The sequence below is a fragment of the Streptomyces sp. NPDC050535 genome (genome assembly GCF_044457665.1).
In the GTDB taxonomy this organism is placed as follows: Bacteria; Actinomycetota; Actinomycetes; order Streptomycetales; family Streptomycetaceae; genus Streptomyces.
Genome location: NZ_JBITHE010000016.1, coordinates 70,888 through 88,492 on the forward strand (window position 1 = coordinate 70,888; position 17,605 = coordinate 88,492).

Sequence of the window (17,605 nt, forward strand, 5' to 3'; positions counted from 1 at the left end):
AGCCCGCACTGAGGGAAGAATGAGAATCAGGGAACTCACAGCGAGCGCACAGCGCGCTCCCGCCGAACCCCAAGGCGCCACCGGGAACCGGGCGGTCGCGTACGGCCGTCCGCGCGACCCCGGGCCGTTGTCACTGGCCCGGCCTAGTGTGGTGGGACCAGAGACGGAGAGGCTCCCATGACGATCCTGCCCGACAGGCCGAACACCGCGCTGCTCGTGATCGACGTCCAGAACGGGGCGATGACGGACGTCCACGACCGCGACGGCGTGATCGCGAACATCAACACACTGCTGGAGAAGGCCCGCACGGAGGACGTGCCCGTCGTGTGGGTGCAGCACTCCGACGACCAGCTCAAGCGGGACAGCGAAAGCTGGCAGTACGTGGCGGAGCTGGTCCGCGCCGACGCCGAGCCGCTCGTCCACAAGCTCTACGGCGACTCCTTCGAGGACACCGAGCTGGAGGCGCTGCTCGCCGAGCGCGGCGTGGGCCGGCTCGTCGTCACGGGCGCCCAGACCGACGCGTGCGTCCGCTCGACCCTGCACGGCGCCTTCGTCCGTGGTTACGACGTGACGCTGGTCGCCGACGCCCACACGACGGAAGACCTCACGGCGTACGGCGCACCGCCTCCGGCCCAGGTCGTCGCACACACCAACCTGTACTGGCAGGAGCAGCGGGCCCCGGGCCGCCGCGGGAGGACCACGGACACGGCGGAAGTGTCTTTCTGACGACGGACTTTCCGAGAACGGTCTTTCTGCGGACGGTCTTCCCGACGGCGGTCTCTCCGACGACGGACTTTCTGGGAATGGGCGACCGCGACATCCGATCCGCACCCTTCCGTTACGACAGGCACCCTTGACAGCGTGCGTACCTTTCGCGACGTTTGAGCTCCGCCGAACAGTTAGCAGCCGGCCAGGGAATCGATCAAGGAAGTGACAGGACGCGGACGGCGCGTCATGGGGGAATTGGGGGAGCGGTCGCCCATGCGATCCAGGCAATCCACGCAGTCAGGCCAGCCAGATCAGACAGGTCAGTCAAATCATGCTGGTCAGGGCGCTCAGGACACCCGGGCCGATCAGTCCGTCGAAGCAGCCCGGTCCGCCGGGCCGGACATCACGATCCACCGACCCGAGGAGCTGGGCCCCTCGCTGGTCCAGGCCTGGCACCGGGCGATGGAGGAGTCCCCCCACTACGCGAACCCCTTCCTCGCACCGGAGTTCGCCGCCGGAGTCGGCAGGCACCGCAGCGGCGCACGGGTCGCGGTCCTGCACGAGAACGGCGAGCCCGTCGGCTTCCTCCCGTACGAGCGCAACGCCTTCGGCGTCGGCCGGGCCATCGGGCTCGGCCTCTCCGACTGCCAGGCCCTGGTGCACCGCCCCGGGGTCACCTGGGATTCCCAGCGACTGCTGAAGGCCTGCGGGCTGTCCGTCTTCGAGTTCGACCACCTCGTCGAGGAGCAGAGACCCTTCGGCAGATACGTCACGGGGACGTTCGCCTCACCGGTACTCGACCTGAAGGTCGGCGAAGGCGGCTACGCGGAGTGGCTGCGCGGCGCGTACCCGGGGCTGGCCAAGACGACACTGAAGAAGGAACGCCGCCTGGGCCGGGACCTGGGCGAGATGCGGTTCGTCTTCGACGAGCGCGACCCGCGGATGCTGCACCGGCTCATGGAGTGGAAGTCCGCCCAGTACCGCAGGACGGGACGGATGGACCGCTTCGCGCGGCCGTGGATCGTGAACCTGGTCGACCACCTCTTCCACGTCCGCGAGGAACACTTCACCGGCATGCTGTCCGTGGTGTACGCGGGCGACCGCCCGGTGGCCGCGCACTTCGGACCGACCTCGCGCACCGTGTTCGCGGCCTGGTTCACGGCGTACGACCCCGAACTCCGCTACTACTCGCCCGGGTTGATCATGCACCTGCGGATGGCCGAGGCGGCCGGCCGGCAGGGTGTGCGGCTCATGGACATGGGGCGCGGCGACAAGGAGTACAAGGACTGGCTCAAGACCCGCGAGCTGCGCGTGGGCGAGGGGTTCGCGACCCGGCCCAACCCGGTCGCGGCGGCACACCGGTTGTGGCGCAGGCCGGTCCGCGGCCTGCGGAACACGGTCCTGGCCCACCCCAGGCTGCGCGAACCGGCGGACCGCCTCCTGAAGACGGCCGGCACCCTGCGCACCTCGGCCCGCCCGGCCGCGACCCGAACGGACCCCCGACCCCGCTGAGACCGTTATCGGCCCCCCACCACCCTTCACCTCTCCCCCCCCCAGCCCTCGTCGTCGGCGCGCGATGCCGGGGGTCGGCCCTGCGCGCTGTGCCCTCACTGAATCCGTCGAACCCTCCAAACGGAACGACGGACGCGAACGGAAGAGGTGACGATGTCGTACGGAGCGCGGCTCGCAGCGACGATGTCACGGCGGCTCGGACGGGAATGCGTCTACACGCCCTCGGCCAGACTGGCCCTGTACCTGGCGCTACGGCGCTGGTGTGCGCCCGGCGCACGGGTGCTGATGTCACCGGTGAACGACGACGTGATCCTCTTCGTCGTCCTCGCGGCCGGGCTGCGCCCGGTGATGGCTCCGGTGTCCGTGTGCGACGGCAACATAGACCCGGCCGCCGTACCGGAGTCGACCTGGCGGAACGTGGACGCCGTCCTGACCACCAACCTGTACGGGATCCCGGACCAGGTCGTGGAACTGCGCCGCCGGTGCGAGGAGTTGGGGATCCCGCTGTTCGAGGACGCGGCGCACGCGATCGGCACACGGGTGGACGGGCAGCCGATCGGGACGTTCGGAAGGGCGGCGGCCTTCAGCCTGTCCAAGCATGTGGCGTCGACGGCCGGCGGTTTCCTGGCCGTCGAAGACGCGCGTGCCCGAAGGGAGTTGGAGACCCTGCGCGACGAACTCCTCGCACCACGCCGCCTCCGCGACGACCTCACCGCGACCCTCCGCCCCCTGGCGCGATCCACCGTACGCACCCTCCACCTGGTACGCCCCGTCTGGCGAACGCTGCAACGCCTGGGCCTGCTCGAACGCGACGCCTACCGCATGCCCCTCCACCGGCCACGCCTCTCCGCCTGTGGACTCGAACCCCCGAGCCTCGCCGCGTACGAACCCTGGGTACGCGTCGACCTGCACGGTTTCCGGTCCCGCCACGGAGTCCTGGTACGCGGACAGTTGGAGCTACGCATGGCAGCCCTCGACGCCAACCTCACCAAACGCGGCGCCGGTGTAGCCCTCCTCTCGGACACACCCTGGGCCTCCCCGGCACTCCGTGACCGGATGCCGGTGGACGCCCCGCTCCCTCTCTTCCGGGCCCCGCTCCTGGTCCAGGACCGCGACACCCTCATCACCCGCCTGGTGCGCCACGGCGTGGTCTCCGGCTACGTCTACGACCCCCCGCTCGACGACTACGCGGGCGCCGAGTTCGTAGAACCGTCCCCCGCCCCGGCGGCAGCCCGCTGGTTCGCCTCCCACGTACTCCCGGCAGACCCCCTCCTGGCCCACAAAATCACCACAGCCCTGACCAGGGAACAAACAGCCCCAGCACCCCCACCGACCCTGACCCCGGCCCCCACTCAGTCGTAACGGGCCTATTCGGGCGCCGGTTTGGCCACGACGCCGATCGGCAGCTTCGTCGCCTCGTCGATCGCGGCGGCAGCGGCAACCTGCTCCGTCGTGCAACCGCGCGCAGTTGACAGGTCCGTCCCGATCAGGTTGGCGTTCGACAGATCGGCGTCCACGAGACTGGCCCCCTGCAGGTTGGCCGCGCGCAGATTGGCCTCGCCAAGGTACGCGCGGTCCAGCCAGACGCCTTCGAGGCAGGTCTCCTGCAGCCAGGCGTCTTCCAGCCGCGCTTCGGTGAGATCGGAGCCGTTCAGTTCCGCGCTGCCCAGACGGATCCGGTCCAGCCGGGCCTGTTTGAGGTCGGCGCCCCTCAGATCGGTCTGCCGAAGATCGATGCGGAAAGGTTCGTGCGTCACCGGGCGCCGCCCCAGCACGGTCAACGCCGCCTGCACGTATTCGGTCGGATGAGGGTCGGCCCGCACCCGCGCTTCTCCCGCGGTGCCCAGGAGCGTGTGCTCCCTGATGAACGAGGCGAGCACCTCGACGACCGTCAGGTGATCCTTGGGGGAGTCACGCATGATGCGTTCGAGGGCGTATATGCCGCCCAGACGCTCAACCGTACGATCCGACGCCAGCAGCTTGATGGCCTCCACATAGCGGTCGGTCACCTGCGCCTCTCGCGAGAGCTCCGCCTGCTCGCGGTCCCGCTCCCGCGTATGCCGCAAACTGCGATCGGTGTAGTAGAGACCGGCCGCCGCGACTGCTCCCGCCCCCAGAGCAACCAGAGCCGTGCGAACACCGGTGACGACAACACCGTCCGCCGCCTCCAGATTGTCGGCCCGCAGATGCCGCCCGTCCAGCCACCAGGGCCCCCGCCACAGCAGCAAGACGTAACCACACACCACCAGGACGAGCCCAGTCGCCAGTCCCGCGCGCTTCCATCGCGGCCGCATGGGGGTGAGGGTGCCCAAGTGGGCATGGGGCTAAGCGCCGAGGCGGACCGGGGCAGGGGGTGTGCCAGCGGGTCGTGCTCGGATAGTTCGAGGTCGACTCCCTGGCCGTACGTCCTCGAAGTTCCGTATCTTGGCGCGATGGGTGAGGGACCGCCTGCACTGGTTTCCGTACGAGATGACCCGCTGCCCCGACAGCCCGTTGGAGGGCCGTCGTCCCCACCAGGTGTGGATGTCGCTCGGCGTGGCGACCGACGTCCTGCCACTGCTCGTCGCCGCGCTCCCCAGTCCCGCGAAAGGCTATGCCTCCACGCCGCACCACGGAGGTCCGGACGTCGAGCAACCCTCGGTGCGCCACTGGACGCGGCAGTGTGGCGCGGCGGCCACAGCCGTCGCGCCACAGGTGCGGTGTTTCGGATCTTCAGGGGGTATTCAGGCGGGTCTTCGAGGGTCAGCTTGTGGTGCAGGAGACGGTTGGCCAGGTGTGGTTGTTGTTGTGCTGGATGGTGACGCCCCAGTTGTTTCCGCTGCCGTTGGGTTTGGCGGTGAGGGTCTGGGCGTTGGGGTAGGTGGCGCTGGTGTTCCAGGTGGAGAGGATTTTGGCGGGGGAGGGGATGTTCATGGTCACGGTCCAGGCCGTGGATCCGGTGACGGCGACGTTGAGGTTGTAGCGGTCGCTCTACGACTGGCCCGCGGACAGCGTGGCGGAGCAACTGCCGCCGCCCCCGCCCCCGCCTGATCCACCGTCAGGAGCAACGGCACGGCCGGTGGTTGGCGAGATCATGCCGGCACACAGGCCGCGTGCGGTCAGCCCCTGCGCGATCCGCGGGATCGCGGCGAGTGTGTTGGCGGACCAGTCGTGCATCAGGATGATCTGGCCGCCGGTGAGCCGGCCGGCGGCCGCCACGATCGCGTCCGTACTGGCGCCGTTCCAGTCCTGCGAATCGACGTCCCAGATGATCTCGGTCAGGCCGTACCCGGCCTCGACCGCCCTCACCGTCGCGTTGGTCTCGCCGTACGGCGGCCGGAACAGTTTCGGCGTACCGCCGCCCGCGTTCGCGATGGCCTGCTGGGTCCGGGAGATCTCCGAGTCGATCTGGGCCTGACCGAGCGTGGTCAGGTGCGGGTGGGTGTAGCTGTGGTTGCCGACCCACATTCCGGCGCTGACCTGGGCCCGCACCTGGGACGGGTTGGCGGCGGCGTACTGGCCCTGGTTGAACATCGTGGCCCGCAGCCCGTTCTGCGTGAGCGCGTTGAGCAGGGCCGGGGTGTTGCTGGACGGGCCGTCGTCGAAGGTGAGCCCGACGTATCCGTTGCAGGCGGCGGCCTGCGCGGGAGCGGCGGCGTGGACGGTCAGAGTGCTCGCGGCAGCCAGGGCGACGACAGCCAGCCTGGTGATCAGGGAACGTAACGGGAGACGGGCTCTCCGATTTCTCCGGGTTCTCATGCCGAGTGCTCCTTCAACATCGTGGGGGGTTTTCGAGGGTCAGCTTGTGGTGCAGGAGACGGTTGGCCAGGTGTGGTTGTTGTTGTGCTGGATGGTGACGCCCCAGTTGTTTCCGCTGCCGTTGGGTTTGGCGGTGAGGGTCTGGGCGTTGGGGTAGGTGGCGCTGGTGTTCCAGGTGGAGAGGACCTTGGCGGGGGATGGGATGTTCATGGTCACGGTCCAGGCCGTGGATCCGGTGACGGCGACGTTGAGGTTGTAGCGGTCGCTCCACGACTGGCCCGCGGAGAGCGTCGCGGAGCAACTACTACCGCCCCCGCCTCCACCCCCGCCCGAACCCGATTCGCCCACCGTGATGTTGGAGTTCCCGCTGCTCTGGTATCCCTCGGTCGCCATGATCATGTAGTAGCTGAAGCTGCCGAGGGGCATTCCGGCGCGGGCCCAGGCATCGAAGTGGTTGCCGGTGGTGATGGTGCCGCCGGTCCTCCTCGACTGCCGGACACTCCAGTACTGGTCGAACGTCTTGGTGCCCTCGACGGACGGGGCGTTGTACCGCGTCGTCTTGTAGATGTCGTACGTACCGCCGTCACTGGTGACGGTGCCCATGAACGTTCCCGTGGGCCGGTAGGTGCCCCAGTTGTCGACGATGTAGTACTCGACGAGCGGGTTCGACGTCCATCCGTAGAGGGCCAGGTAGGCGTTGCCGGACGGGTTGAAGGAGCCCGAGTAGGTCACGCTCCTGCGGCTGCCGTTGGCCCAGCCCTTGCCGGCGACGAAGTTCCCGGTGTTGCTCCAGGTGGTGCTGTAGTTGCCCCCGGAGCCCAGGTTCATGGAGACCGTCCCCTGGGAGTCGGTCCAGAACGAGTAGTAGTAGCCGTTGTTGGTCCCGGTCTGGTTCGTGGTGACGACCGTGTCGGCGTGGGCGGTGCCGGGCAGGGCCATCGCGGCCACGGCGACCAGCAGCATGGTGCAGGCACTGCTGATGAGCAGCCTGAAGCGCGGCCTGAAGTAGCTGGATAACCGGAAGTGGCGGCCGGTCGTACGGCCCGTCGGGTGTGCGGGTGACTTGCTCATGCGATTGCTTCCTCCTCGTCCTCATGAGGCCGATGGGGGCCAGGCGACGTGACACGCGCCTGCGAGGTCGACGCTGAACCTCCGCTGACGGCGACCGCCCCGGGGGCCGGGCAGAGTTGCGGCCCGCATCGGCAGGAGTCGAACTCTGCCAACGGCGAACAGTGTTGATCTGGCCCTGTCAACTGTCAACTGTTTCGGCAGTCAAGACGAAACATTCGAGGACGAGAGATCCCTCGGGGGCAGACATTCAGCCAGTTCAAACGCTGTATCCCGCTGACTGGATTGTCTGCGGTAAAGGCACCTGCGACGGTGAGATCAAAATGCGAGGACACTTCTTCGAATGTTTCGAAGAGTCCCGATCGGCTCGCTCCGACCCGTTCGAGGAGCCCGCCCACGAGGGGCGGCATAGCATGGTAGGTGGGGCCGAAAGGCCACTGCCCGGCCTCGAATGGGGGGCTGAGCTGGGGCGCGAGGGGTTCGGGCCGAGCACCACCCTGCTCGAGAGCACTCCACGAGATCTGCCCCCAGATCCCTCACTCCGCACCAACCGGTCCCCTATGAGGACGGTGCCGAGCGATGAGGAGGTCCGAGATGACAGCCTCGTACGAAACCATCAGGACTAGGGCCGGGACCGGGACCGGGACCGGGCGTAACGGTGCTGTCCTGTACGCCACGTTCGACGCGCCGCCGATGAACCTCATCGGTCCCGAGGTCGTACGGGACCTGGTCACCCTGATCAAGGAACTGTCACGTCCGGCCGCCCCCCATGTGGTGATCTTCGACAGTGCGGACGCCGACTTCTTCTTCCCGCACGTCGACATGACGAAAGTCCCCGAGTACACCGCCGAGGCCGCGAAGGCCGGCGGCCCCGGCGACGCCTCCCTCGGCATGCTGTTCCGCAAGCTGAGCCGGCTCCCGGTCGTCACCATCGCCAAGCTGCGCGGCCGTGCCAGGGGAGCGGGCAGTGAGTTCCTCCTCGCTTGCGACATGCGCTTCGCCTCCCGGGAGAACGCCGTCCTGGGCCAGCCCGAAGTGGGAATCGGCGCACCCCCGGGCGCGGGCGCGATCCAGCACCTCACCCGCCTGCTGGGCCGGGGCCGTGCACTGGAAGCCGTACTCACGTCGGCAGACTTCGACGCCGACCTCGCCGAACGCTACGGATGGATCAACCGTGCGATCCCCGACGCCGAGTTGGACGAGTTCGTAGCAGGCCTAGCCACACGCATAAGCGGCTTCCCCCAAGACGCGCTGATCGCCGCCGAGTCCGCCATCAACGCCGTCAGCCTCCCCACACCCGCCGAAGTACGCGCGGACGCCGCCCTGTTCCAACAACTCGTCCGAACCGACCAGACCCAGCACCGCACAGCAGAACTATTCGAACAGGTTTTCCAAACCCGCAGCACCACGGAACTCGACCTGGGGGACGCCCTGGGCCACTTGAACCCGGCGCCCGACGATGAAGTGCCGTGAGGCCCTCCCGGGCGCAGCACCGGAAACGCCAAAGGGCCAGCCCGAGAGGAAACCTCTCCTGGTCGTGTTCCGGGGCGGTTGCTGATCCACCTCTGACTACCCAGATCCATGATTGTCCGACGACGTTGATGTCAGCCACTGATGCCAACCTGCACTGGGGAAGTGGCTGTGCACGAGGGGACCGGCAGGTCTCTCGCACGGCGCGTGCATGTGCATTGGAGAACGGTGGGCGCCTGGCAGCACTGGAACGGTTTGGTGTCCGACTGCGTCGTCCCTCTCCGGGGCACGGGTGTGTCCCGTAGAGGGGAGACCGGGTGCCTACCGGCGGCTTCGCCAAGTGGACAAGGCGTTTCGAGGACGAGCGCGAGCGCAGGCGTACCCAGGGCGAGCCGGACTGGGGGCAAAGCGCGACGCTGCATACGGCGGTGTGGACCAGCATCCAGCGCTTCCAGGTCGGCGAAGACGGTGACGGTGCCAACCTCGTCGGCAAAGCGGACCAGGTCGGCGATGCCGACTACGGGAAGGCGGTCCGGCTCTTCATTGCCGAGGAACAGAACCATGCCCGACTGCTGGCCAGTCTGCTGGCTGCGGGGGGCGTGCCGACGTTGACCGGGCACTGGAGCGACACGGCCTTCGTACGGCTGCGGCGTCTCATGGGCCTGCGCATGGAACTGCTGGTGCTGATGATCGCGGAAGTAGTGGCGCTGCGTTATTACCGGGCCCTGCGCGACGGCACCGACGACGCGCTCACTTCGGATGTGGCGGGACGGATCCTGTCCGACGAGGAGCGCCACGTGCCCTTCCACTGCGAGCGACTGCACGCCTTCCTGGCGGAGCTGCCCCGCGCGATGCGCCGCCCGGTAATGGCCTTGTGGCGACTTCTTCTGCTCGCTGTCTCACTCGTCGTCGCCGCCGACCATGGTCCGGCACTGCGCCGACTCGGCATCGGCCGCCTCCGATTCGTCGGCGATGTCATGACCTTGTCCCGTGCGGTGGTCTCCGTAGTACTGGCGCCCCGCCCAGATGCGTGGACGGGCGCGGACTGACAACAGACAGCTCCACCGCGCTTCTTCAGCCTCTTTAGGAGAGAGACTGGGAGACCTTCCGGCTGAGCTGCGGCTTAACTGGCCGAGGCAGCGGGCGAATACCCCACCGCGAGGTACCGGTGTTGCATACATGGCACGGATAGGGCACAGACTGCGCTCGTCAGCCGCCAGTCGTGCCGGTGCGAGGATCAGTCGACCGGATGCAGTCGTTGAGGGCGGCAAAGGACACTGGGGAACCGCCCGCCGCGTGAACCGCGCCCAGGCTGACGCTGTCCGAGTCCAGGGCAGCGACTACTGGGCGGGGGAGTACGTAGAACTCCCACTGAGCCGTGTCGAGTGGTTCGTAGACCGCGTGTTCACGGGCGGTCTGGACGGCGAAGACGTAGACGTCGGCGTTGTACGACTTTGCCTCTGAGTAGCCGCCATCGCGTGACCACGTGCGTGCGCGGATCCCACTGAAGCGGATTTGCGACGGTGAGCGCTGCTCCCAGGCTTGCAGGTAGGCACCAGCCTTGACTTCGATGCGCAGTCCGTCGTCAGTTTCGACGTCGTGGCTGGCCCATTCCACCCGGGGCTCGTGTGAGCCGACCGCTTGGTGGACCAGGAATTCGGCGAGCAGACCGCGTGTGTTGTTCATGCGAAGGTCCGGCATGGCGAACCGCCAGAAGTCGACCACGGTTGCGTCCGGGACGCCGATGATTGGCTCGTCACCGCGGAGCGGTGACATGGGCCGCGGGGTCAAAGACAGGAGGACAGGCTGCTTCATGGGTCGGAGTCTGCCAGCGAGGCGTACGCGCTTGCGCACCTGCCGACAGCAGCCCTTGCCAGGCGTCGGCTGAGTGGTCGCGGAGGCGGAGTCGGGTCCACGCTCCCCGCTTGGGGAGCTGCGATAGCGGTGTCATTTGGGCATGCTTGCCAAGCGGCTGATGTTGTCCCCAGCTTGGCTCGTGTCTGACTCACCGACTCGTGATCCGTGAGCATCTGTACGCTCAGCATGGCTTCTTGGTCACAAGATTGAATCGGTAGTTGATTGGTGCACCAGCATGGGCAGAGTTGGCGTCCAGCCGTTCCTGCCTCAGCTTTTCGTTACGCGTGAACACGTGGCTTTTTAGCTGCTTGCTGTTGATCTATCGGCACATGACCAGTGCCCGTGATCGGGCCATCGCTGACCGCCTCGATGCGATGATCCGTGAGGACCGGGGAGACCTACCTGCGTCTGGAGATGTGGATTCCATGCGGACTTAGTGGCACATGAGTGGCCCGAAGCCAAACAAGCCAAAGGGCCAGCCCGAGAGGAAACCCCTCCTGAGCTGGCCCTTAATGCTGTGCCCCCGGCAGGATTCGAACCTGCGACACCCGCTTTAGGAGAGCGGTGCTCTATCCCCTGAGCTACGAAGGCAGCGCGACGTGACAACGTGCGACCAGGGACAGCGTAGCGGATGCGCGTGGGCGGGGGTCGTCGGTATAAGGGGCAGGTGGGTGGGGGCGTGGGTGCTCGGGGCTGCCCCTCCTGGGGGGCTGCGTGGTGGGGATCGGTGAGAGGGGGAGGGTCAGGCGACCGCTTCGCGTAGTAGATCCCGGAGTTTCAGGGCCGCCGGTAGCGGGGTGGCGGGTAGTGCCACGTGGACGGTCCGGCGTAGGGCCGGGTCCGTGAGGGGGCGTAGGACGAGTTCGGCGGGGACCGCGCTGGCGGCCAGGGAGGGGACCAGGGCCACGCCCAGGCCGGCGGCCGCGTAGCCGAACTTACCGGTCCACTCCGCGATCCGGATGATCTTCCTGGGTGTGAAGCCCGCCCGCGCGCAGGCGTCGGCGAGCATCGTGGGGCGGTCACCGTACGCGCTGTGGATCCAGGCCTCGTCGTGCAGTTCGCGCAGGTCGACCATCGACGCCGAAGCGAGGCGGTGTTCGCGCGGGAGGGCGACGAACAACTCGTCCTCGCACAGCACGCTCGTCGTGACCCCGTCCGCCGAGGGCAGCCCGTACGGGTAGTCGCTGACGACGGCCAGGTCCAGCGCCCCGTCCGCCAGGCGCCCCATCAGCGTGTCCGTCGAGCCCTCGACCGCGACGACCTCGACATCCGGCCTGGCGTCCTGCAGTGCCCGTAGGGCGGTGGGTACCAGCGAGATGTTGGCCGTGGCGAACGCGCCCAGGTGCATCAGCCCGCCGTGCCCCGCGTGCAGTACCGCAAGCTCCCGCTCCGCCCGCGACAGCCGGTCGAGCACTTCCAGGGCGTGCCGGTGCAGCGTGCGGCCGGCGGGGTTCAGCCGTACTCCACGGGGGAGCCGTTCGAACAGCGCTCCGCCCGCCGCCGCCTCCAGCGCGGCGATCCGTCGGGACACCGCGGACTGCGTGTAGTTCAGGCGGACCGCCGCTCTCGTGAACGATCCGGTCTCGGCCACGGTCACCAGCAGCCGCAGCGCATCGATCTGGAACACCCTTCAGATCCCTCCCGCCGTCCATGCGCCAAGGGGCAAAGGCCTCTCCAGGCATCCTCATCCTCCCCCACGGCATTCCCCATCCGCATAGATCCCATGCAATCCAGTCGCTGGTGGAATGCCACACCCCGTCCTAACGTCGTTCACGCGGCGGCGGCGCCCCGCAGAGGGGGACCGGGCGCCGCCGCTCCGACGACACCCACGAGATCCGAGTACAAGGGGGAAGTGTGTTGTTCCGAAAGGGAGTTGAGATGGGGCGGGACCGGTGACCCGGCGGGCCGTGCTCGCGTTGCCGGCGATGCTGGCCGATCTGGAGGAGCTCGTGCTGTGCGAGTCCTTCTCGGCCGACCACGCGGCGGTGGCGCACAGCGCCGAGGTGGTCGGTGCCCTCGGGGCGAGGCTGCTGGGGGCCGAGCCGGAGGCGGTCGTGGTCGACGGGGTGACCCACCTGCGGTGGACCTTCGGCAGCCCGCGGGTCCTGCTGGTGGGACACCACGACACGGTGTGGCCGATGGGCTCGCTCCAGGAGCACCCCTGGTCGGTGAATGACGGGATCGCCCGCGGCCCGGGGGTCCTGGACATGAAGGCGGGCCTGGTCCAGATGTTCCACGCGCTGGCCTCCCTGACCTCCCCGGACGGGGTGTGCGTGCTGGTCAACGGTGACGAGGAGGTCGGTTCCGCGTCCTCGCGCCGGCTGATCGAGGACTCCGCGCGGGGATGCGCGGCCGCCTTCGTGCTGGAGGCGGCCGGGGACGAGGAGGGCGCGCTCAAGACGGCCCGCAAGGGCACTTCACGGTACGAGGTCGTGGTGCACGGCAGGGCCGCGCACGCCGGTCAGGAACCCCACAAGGGGATCAACGCCGCCGTAGAGGCGGCTCACCAGGTGCTGTCCATCGCCGGGATCGGCTCCGCGATGGGTTCCGTCGGCGCCGCCCACCCCGTCCTGGGCTGCGCGACCGTCACGCCCACCCTGCTGTCGGCCGGCAGCTCGCGCAACACGGTGCCCGCGCTGGCGCGGGTCGCGGTGGACGTGCGCGCGCCGACGCCGATGGCCCAGGGCTGGATCGACGAGCTCATGCGAGGGCTCACCGCCCGGACGCCCGGAGCCCGGCTGGAGGTGCTGGGCGGTGCGCAACGGCCGCCCATGGAACCGGAGTCCACCGCCGAACTGTTCGCCCTCGCCTCCCGGATCGCCGCGGAACTCGGCGAGAAGCCGCTGCGCGGGATCGCCGTCGGCGGCGCCTCGGACGGCAACTACACGGCGGCTGTGGGCTGTCCGACGCTGGACGGCCTGGGTGCCGTGGGCGCCGGCGCCCACGCGGACACCGAGTACGTCGACGTCGCGCGGATGATCCCCCGTGCCCGGCTGCTGGCCCAACTCATCTCGCGGACAAGGCCGTTGGCGCGACCGTGACCGACGTGGATCTTAAGGCGACGAAGGAGATGATCTACCGTGCGACAGCGCGTTGACAGGCTCGGGTTCGACCTCGGCAAGAAGTTGGGGAACTATCCCATTGCCGGGGTGGGAGGCGGTCTCGCGCAGCTCACGCGGCGGATTGTCGTGGCGGTGGCCGTCGTCTTCCTCGGCAGCCTGGTCATCAGGAGACCCCCGGCGGCGTTCACCAAGGGGGCGGTCATGGTGGGGGTGTTGCTCGCCGTGTTCGGTCTCACGCTGGCCTGGCGTCGTGCGACCGCCAGGCTGGGGATCAACAGGTGCCACCTCTACGCGGACGGCTTCGTCGTCACCAACCTGCTGGGCGGCGTGCGGGATGTGGTGGCCTGGAACAGGGTGACCGCGCTGAACCGGATAGAAGCGCAGTCGCTCCTCATGTCCTTCCACCGGCTCGAGTTCGCACGCCGAGGCTCCGGCGACCTGGGATTCGTGATCCTGGGACTCCGGCCCGCCCTGGTGGAGGCCCTACTGACCCAGGCGGCGAAGAACGGCATCCACTGACAGCCGGCACCACCATCCACTGAGAGCCGACGCCTCCCCGATCCTCAGCCGACCGGCACCACCACCCCCTGACAGCCGACGCCCCCCGATCGTCAGCCGAAGCCGACGCCTCCCCGATCGTCAGCCGACCGGCACCCGCCGGAACCGCCCCGCCACCCGCAGATCCGCCTCGACCCGGCCCGCCGTGGCGTGCAGCTCGGGCAGGATGTCGCGGACGCACTCCTCGGCGGTACGGCGGCTGCTGTGCAGGGCGACGTTCACCGCGGCCACGACCCGCCCGCCGCGGTCGCGCACGGGGACGGCGACGGCCCGCAGCCCTTCCTCCAACTCCTCGTCGGCCAGGGCGTATCCGGCCTCGCGTACGCGGTCCAGTTCGGCCCGCAGACGTGCGGGATCGGTGATCGTACGAGGGGTCAGCGGGAGCAGTTCCGGAAGGTGGGCGTCGGGGAGGCCGGCGAGCAGGACGCGGCCCAGCGAGGTGGCGTACGCGGGCAGCCGGGTGCCGACGACGACGTTGACGTTCATCACGCGGTTGGTGGCGACGCGGGCCGTGTACTGGACCTCGTCGCCGGTCAGCACGGCGAGCGACGTCGACTCGTGCAGCCGGTGCGAGAGTTCGGTGAGGTGGGGGACGGCGATGTCGGGGAGCGTGGTCCGCGACAGCGGAGGGAATCCGAGGCCCAGGACGCGCGGGGTGAGCCGGAAGACGCGGTCGTGCGCGGTGACGTATCCGAGGTGTTCCAGGGTGATCAGGGCGCGTCGGGCGGTCGCGCGGGCGAGGCCCGTCGCCTGGGCGACCTCGGTGAGGGTCAGTTCGGCGCGGCCCTCGCCGAAGGAGGTGATCACGGTCAGGCCGCGGGCCAGTGACTCGATGAACTCCCGGCCCAGTTCCTGCTTGGAGGCGCCGGTCCAGGTGGCGAGGCCGGAGGGGGCGGCCGGTTCGGCGGGCGGTGCCTCGCGCAGCTCCCGCTCCATCGCGGACACCGCCGCCCGCAGCCGGGGCAGCAGCGTGTCGCGCAGGTCGGCCGCGGTGTGCCGGCTGGTGTGACTGACCACGCTCACCACACAGGCGACGCGCCCCGCCTCCCGTACCGGCATGGAGAGGGCGACGAGCCCCGGCTCGATGAGCTGGTCGTCGAGTGCCCAGCCGTCCTTGCGGGCCTCCTCCGTACGCGCCTCGAAGTCGTCGCCGACGGTGGCGAGCCGGGCCGGCGGGGCCGGGCGGGGCGGGGCGGGGCGGGAACCGCCGGGGCGCCCCGCACGGTCGCGGTCCGCGGAGCCGGAGGGCCCGGACGGGGCGTCGGCGAACGGCCGGCTCCGCGCCGGTACGGCCGGAAATCCGCGGTCCTCCGGATCGGCCGCCCGGCGTCCGTGCCATCGCGCCCACTCCGTCTCGCCCCACTCGGCGGCGAACAGGGGTCCTGGCGCGGTGCGTTCGGCGGGGAGCAGGTCGCCGATGCGGAAGCTCAGGGACATGGCGCGGCGCCGGGTCGCCTGGTGGATGAAGCGGATGCCGTCCCGGTCGCCGACCGCGAGGGACACCGACTCGTCGAGTTCGTCGGCGAGGGCGTCGGCGTGCGCGTCCAGGAGGCGGGGGAGGCGGAGGGCGCCGAGATAGGCGTTGCCGAGTTCCATCAGGCGGGGGGCGAGCAGGGCGTCCCGGCCGTCGAGCCGTACGTACCCCATGCGCGCGAGGGTCGCCGTGATCCGGTCGACGGTGGAACGCGCGAGCCCGGTGGCCCGCTCAAGACCGCTGAGGCTGGACACCCCGTCGGCCTCGGTCAGCCGCCGCAGCACGGCGATACCGCGCATCAGCGGCGCGACGGCCTCGGCGGGCACCACGCCCCCGGCCACGGCGTTCCCGTTCGACACATTCCCCTTCGACACGGTTCCGTGCGACACGCTCCCGTAGGAGACGGGCCCGCTTCCGTTCCCGTCCTCGGCCGGGTCCTCGGTTTCGGCCTCGTCCCCGGTCTCGTCCCCGGGGGCCGGCACGACGTTTGATGGCATGGGCTCTCCGTTTGCGGCTCTCAGAAGAGACACGGTAGTGCTTGCCCGGCCACCTCGGCAGGTTGTGAGCGGGGCCTGAGTGGTTCCTGAGCAGGTCAGTGCCGCACCGGCGGGCCCGGCCGGCTCAGCGTCGGGTCACGTACACCCGGTAGTTCCCCGCGAGATCCACTCCCGTAACCCTGATCGCGACGCCGGTCCTGGGGTCCCTGAAGGTCTCGCCGGGGGCGAAGGGCGCGTCGGAGAGCTCGGCGTGGACGTTGGGGGAGCGGGTGCAGCCGCCGCTGTCGCGGTGGGAGTCGTACACGGTGATGGGGCCGCTGCCGGTGTCGACGTTCGCGTCGACCTTGTAGATGAGGATGCCGGGGCGGCAGACGGCCACGTCGTTGCCGTCCCGGGTGCGCAGTTCGAGGGCGTACCCGGTCTTGGTGCCGGTCGGTACGAAGACGAGTTTGGCGCCGCCGGTTCTGGCCAGCGGGGTGAGCGTGTACTCCGTGGTGCCGCGCGCGGACGCGCAGCCGACCTGCGTCTCGTCGAGCCAGCCGAGCTTCCACTTGTGCCAGCCGAGCAGGTCGTTGCCGGCCCCCCAGTCCTCGCTCATGATGTCCCAGTGCCCGACCGCGCCCCCGCCGTCCTGGGTGTAGAGGTCGGGCAGGCCGAAGGTGTGGCCGTTCTCGTGGGGGAGTACCCGGTAGCCCGTTTCGCCGTAGGAGCCGGAGCCGTCGTCCTGGCGGCTGTAGACGAAGGACGCGTTGGAGACCGGGACGCCGTCGGCGACCGGCGCCTCGGTGTTGCCGGCGAAGGTCACGGACAGGACGGTGTCCAGGGCGGAGGGGCCGGCGTTGGGGGTGACCAGCACGTTCAGGAGGTCGTACGAGCGGAAGTCCACGGTCGGGTCGGCGGTGGTCACGATGTCCTGGACCAGTTCGCGGTACCCGGGGTCGAAGGGCGCGCCGCGCTCTATGCCGTACGCCCTGAACGGCTTCGGCATCCGCAGCCAGTGCCGTACGGGGGTCTCGGGGCGGTAGTCGAGGCGGCCGTACGAGCCGGTCCTGAACCATTCCTGGGTCTGCGGGAAGAACTCCGCGAGGCGGTCGAGCGCGCTGCCCTGACCGGGCGCGTCGGAGAAGTCGACCATCAGGGTGAGGGCGCGGACGGTGCCGGTGGAGCGGGCGTAGCCGGGCGGCGTCGGGATGCCCTCGCCCATCTGTACGCCCAGCGCGCCGTTGATCATGCAGGAGCCGAGCGCCGTGGAGCGGGCCAGCGCGATGGAGCCCGCCGTCGTGGAGCCCGCCGTCAGATGTCCGGTGCCGGCGGAGGTGCTGACCGCCAGCGTCAGAACGGCCACCGAGGCGAGCGAGGCCACGCGGCGCGGGCGTATCCGACGGCTGGTCGGCTGCATACGGGAGCCCTTCGCTCGACGACAGCCGCCGGTCACCGGCTGCACCCTTTCGATCACCCTGTGGTGAGGGGTGCGCGGGCGCGCGCTGGATGAGCCCGATCGTGGGTTTCTCGGTCGCGGAAGTGTGACTCAGGTCACAGTGAGGGTGGGAAATAACCGGGGATCGTTTCCCCGTTTAGCCAGGTGTCCGAGTGAAACGGGGAGCGATTCCCCGGATCGCAAACACCTCTGAGACCTCCAAGACCTACAGACCTACAGACCT

The 17,605-nt window shown here is 69.3% G+C and carries 13 protein-coding genes, 1 tRNA gene and 1 pseudogene; 7 read left to right on the forward strand and 8 right to left on the reverse strand.

Translation table 11 applies throughout. The features are described 5' to 3' along the window. The first annotated feature begins 177 nt into the window (after nt 1-177). The 3 genes from ACIBLC_RS29820 to ACIBLC_RS29830 all read left to right on the forward strand — a co-directional run bounded on the left by ACIBLC_RS29820 (nt 178) and on the right by ACIBLC_RS29830 (nt 3,582). Complete coding sequence (locus ACIBLC_RS29820) at nt 178-726, forward strand: isochorismatase family protein (protein WP_399214396.1); 549 nt, start codon at nt 178-180, stop codon at nt 724-726. A gap of 255 nt (nt 727-981) precedes the next feature. Beyond that, nucleotides 982-2,220, forward strand: coding sequence for a GNAT family N-acetyltransferase (locus ACIBLC_RS29825; protein WP_399214397.1), 1,239 nt, complete (start codon nt 982-984; stop codon nt 2,218-2,220). Nucleotides 2,221-2,373: 153 nt separating this feature from the next. Continuing rightward, entirely contained in the window at nt 2,374-3,582 is a 1,209-nt protein-coding gene (locus ACIBLC_RS29830) for a DegT/DnrJ/EryC1/StrS family aminotransferase (protein WP_399214398.1), read from the forward strand. A gap of 5 nt (nt 3,583-3,587) precedes the next feature. On the opposite strand, the gene ACIBLC_RS29835 is transcribed toward ACIBLC_RS29830, so the two are convergent. The 3 genes and pseudogenes from ACIBLC_RS29835 to ACIBLC_RS29845 all read right to left on the reverse strand — a co-directional run bounded on the left by ACIBLC_RS29835 (nt 3,588) and on the right by ACIBLC_RS29845 (nt 6,921). Beyond that, entirely contained in the window at nt 3,588-4,514 is a 927-nt protein-coding gene (locus ACIBLC_RS29835) for a pentapeptide repeat-containing protein (protein WP_399214399.1), read from the reverse strand. Nucleotides 4,515-4,962: 448 nt separating this feature from the next. Further along, nucleotides 4,963-5,958, reverse strand: a pseudogene (locus ACIBLC_RS29840) (polysaccharide deacetylase family protein). Between the two features lie 39 nt (nt 5,959-5,997). Then, complete coding sequence (locus ACIBLC_RS29845; RefSeq protein WP_399214499.1) at nt 5,998-6,921, reverse strand: glycoside hydrolase family 11 protein; 924 nt, start codon at nt 6,919-6,921, stop codon at nt 5,998-6,000. Nucleotides 6,922-7,620: 699 nt separating this feature from the next. Here ACIBLC_RS29845 and ACIBLC_RS29850 point away from each other — a divergent pair. Both ACIBLC_RS29850 and ACIBLC_RS29855 read left to right on the forward strand, forming a co-directional pair. Further along, nucleotides 7,621-8,499, forward strand: a complete 879-nt coding sequence (locus tag ACIBLC_RS29850) for an enoyl-CoA hydratase/isomerase family protein (RefSeq protein ID WP_399214400.1) — start codon at nt 7,621-7,623, stop codon at nt 8,497-8,499. Nucleotides 8,500-8,813: 314 nt separating this feature from the next. Beyond that, nucleotides 8,814-9,545 (forward strand): ferritin-like domain-containing protein, encoded by a 732-nt coding sequence (locus tag ACIBLC_RS29855; RefSeq protein WP_399214401.1) that lies wholly within the window; start codon nt 8,814-8,816, stop codon nt 9,543-9,545. A 160-nt stretch (nt 9,546-9,705) separates the two neighbouring features. Here ACIBLC_RS29855 and ACIBLC_RS29860 read toward each other — a convergent pair whose 3' ends face one another. From ACIBLC_RS29860 to ACIBLC_RS29870, 3 genes are all read right to left on the reverse strand, one after another. Then, entirely contained in the window at nt 9,706-10,311 is a 606-nt protein-coding gene (locus tag ACIBLC_RS29860) for a hypothetical protein (RefSeq protein WP_399214402.1), read from the reverse strand. Between the two features lie 560 nt (nt 10,312-10,871). Beyond that, a tRNA-Arg gene (locus tag ACIBLC_RS29865) sits at nt 10,872-10,944 on the reverse strand. A 151-nt stretch (nt 10,945-11,095) separates the two neighbouring features. Then, nucleotides 11,096-11,980 (reverse strand): LysR family transcriptional regulator, encoded by an 885-nt coding sequence (locus ACIBLC_RS29870; protein WP_399214403.1) that lies wholly within the window; start codon nt 11,978-11,980, stop codon nt 11,096-11,098. A gap of 298 nt (nt 11,981-12,278) precedes the next feature. Between ACIBLC_RS29870 and ACIBLC_RS29875 the strand changes: the two genes are divergently transcribed. Together ACIBLC_RS29875 and ACIBLC_RS29880 are read left to right on the forward strand one after the other, a co-directional pair. Next, nucleotides 12,279-13,394: a M20 family metallopeptidase gene (locus tag ACIBLC_RS29875; RefSeq protein WP_399214500.1), complete on the forward strand. Its 1,116-nt coding sequence runs from the start codon at nt 12,279-12,281 to the stop codon at nt 13,392-13,394. Between the two features lie 39 nt (nt 13,395-13,433). Further along, nucleotides 13,434-13,934: a hypothetical protein gene (locus ACIBLC_RS29880; protein WP_399214404.1), complete on the forward strand. Its 501-nt coding sequence runs from the start codon at nt 13,434-13,436 to the stop codon at nt 13,932-13,934. A 120-nt stretch (nt 13,935-14,054) separates the two neighbouring features. On the opposite strand, the gene ACIBLC_RS29885 is transcribed toward ACIBLC_RS29880, so the two are convergent. Together ACIBLC_RS29885 and ACIBLC_RS29890 are read right to left on the reverse strand one after the other, a co-directional pair. Then, on the reverse strand, nt 14,055-15,746 hold the full coding sequence (locus ACIBLC_RS29885; RefSeq protein ID WP_399214501.1) for an IclR family transcriptional regulator C-terminal domain-containing protein: 1,692 nt from the start codon (nt 15,744-15,746) through the stop codon (nt 14,055-14,057). 322 nt (nt 15,747-16,068) lie between these two features. Continuing rightward, nucleotides 16,069-17,343, reverse strand: a complete 1,275-nt coding sequence (locus ACIBLC_RS29890; protein ID WP_399214405.1) for a M6 family metalloprotease domain-containing protein — start codon at nt 17,341-17,343, stop codon at nt 16,069-16,071. Between the last annotated feature and the right edge of the window lie 262 nt (nt 17,344-17,605).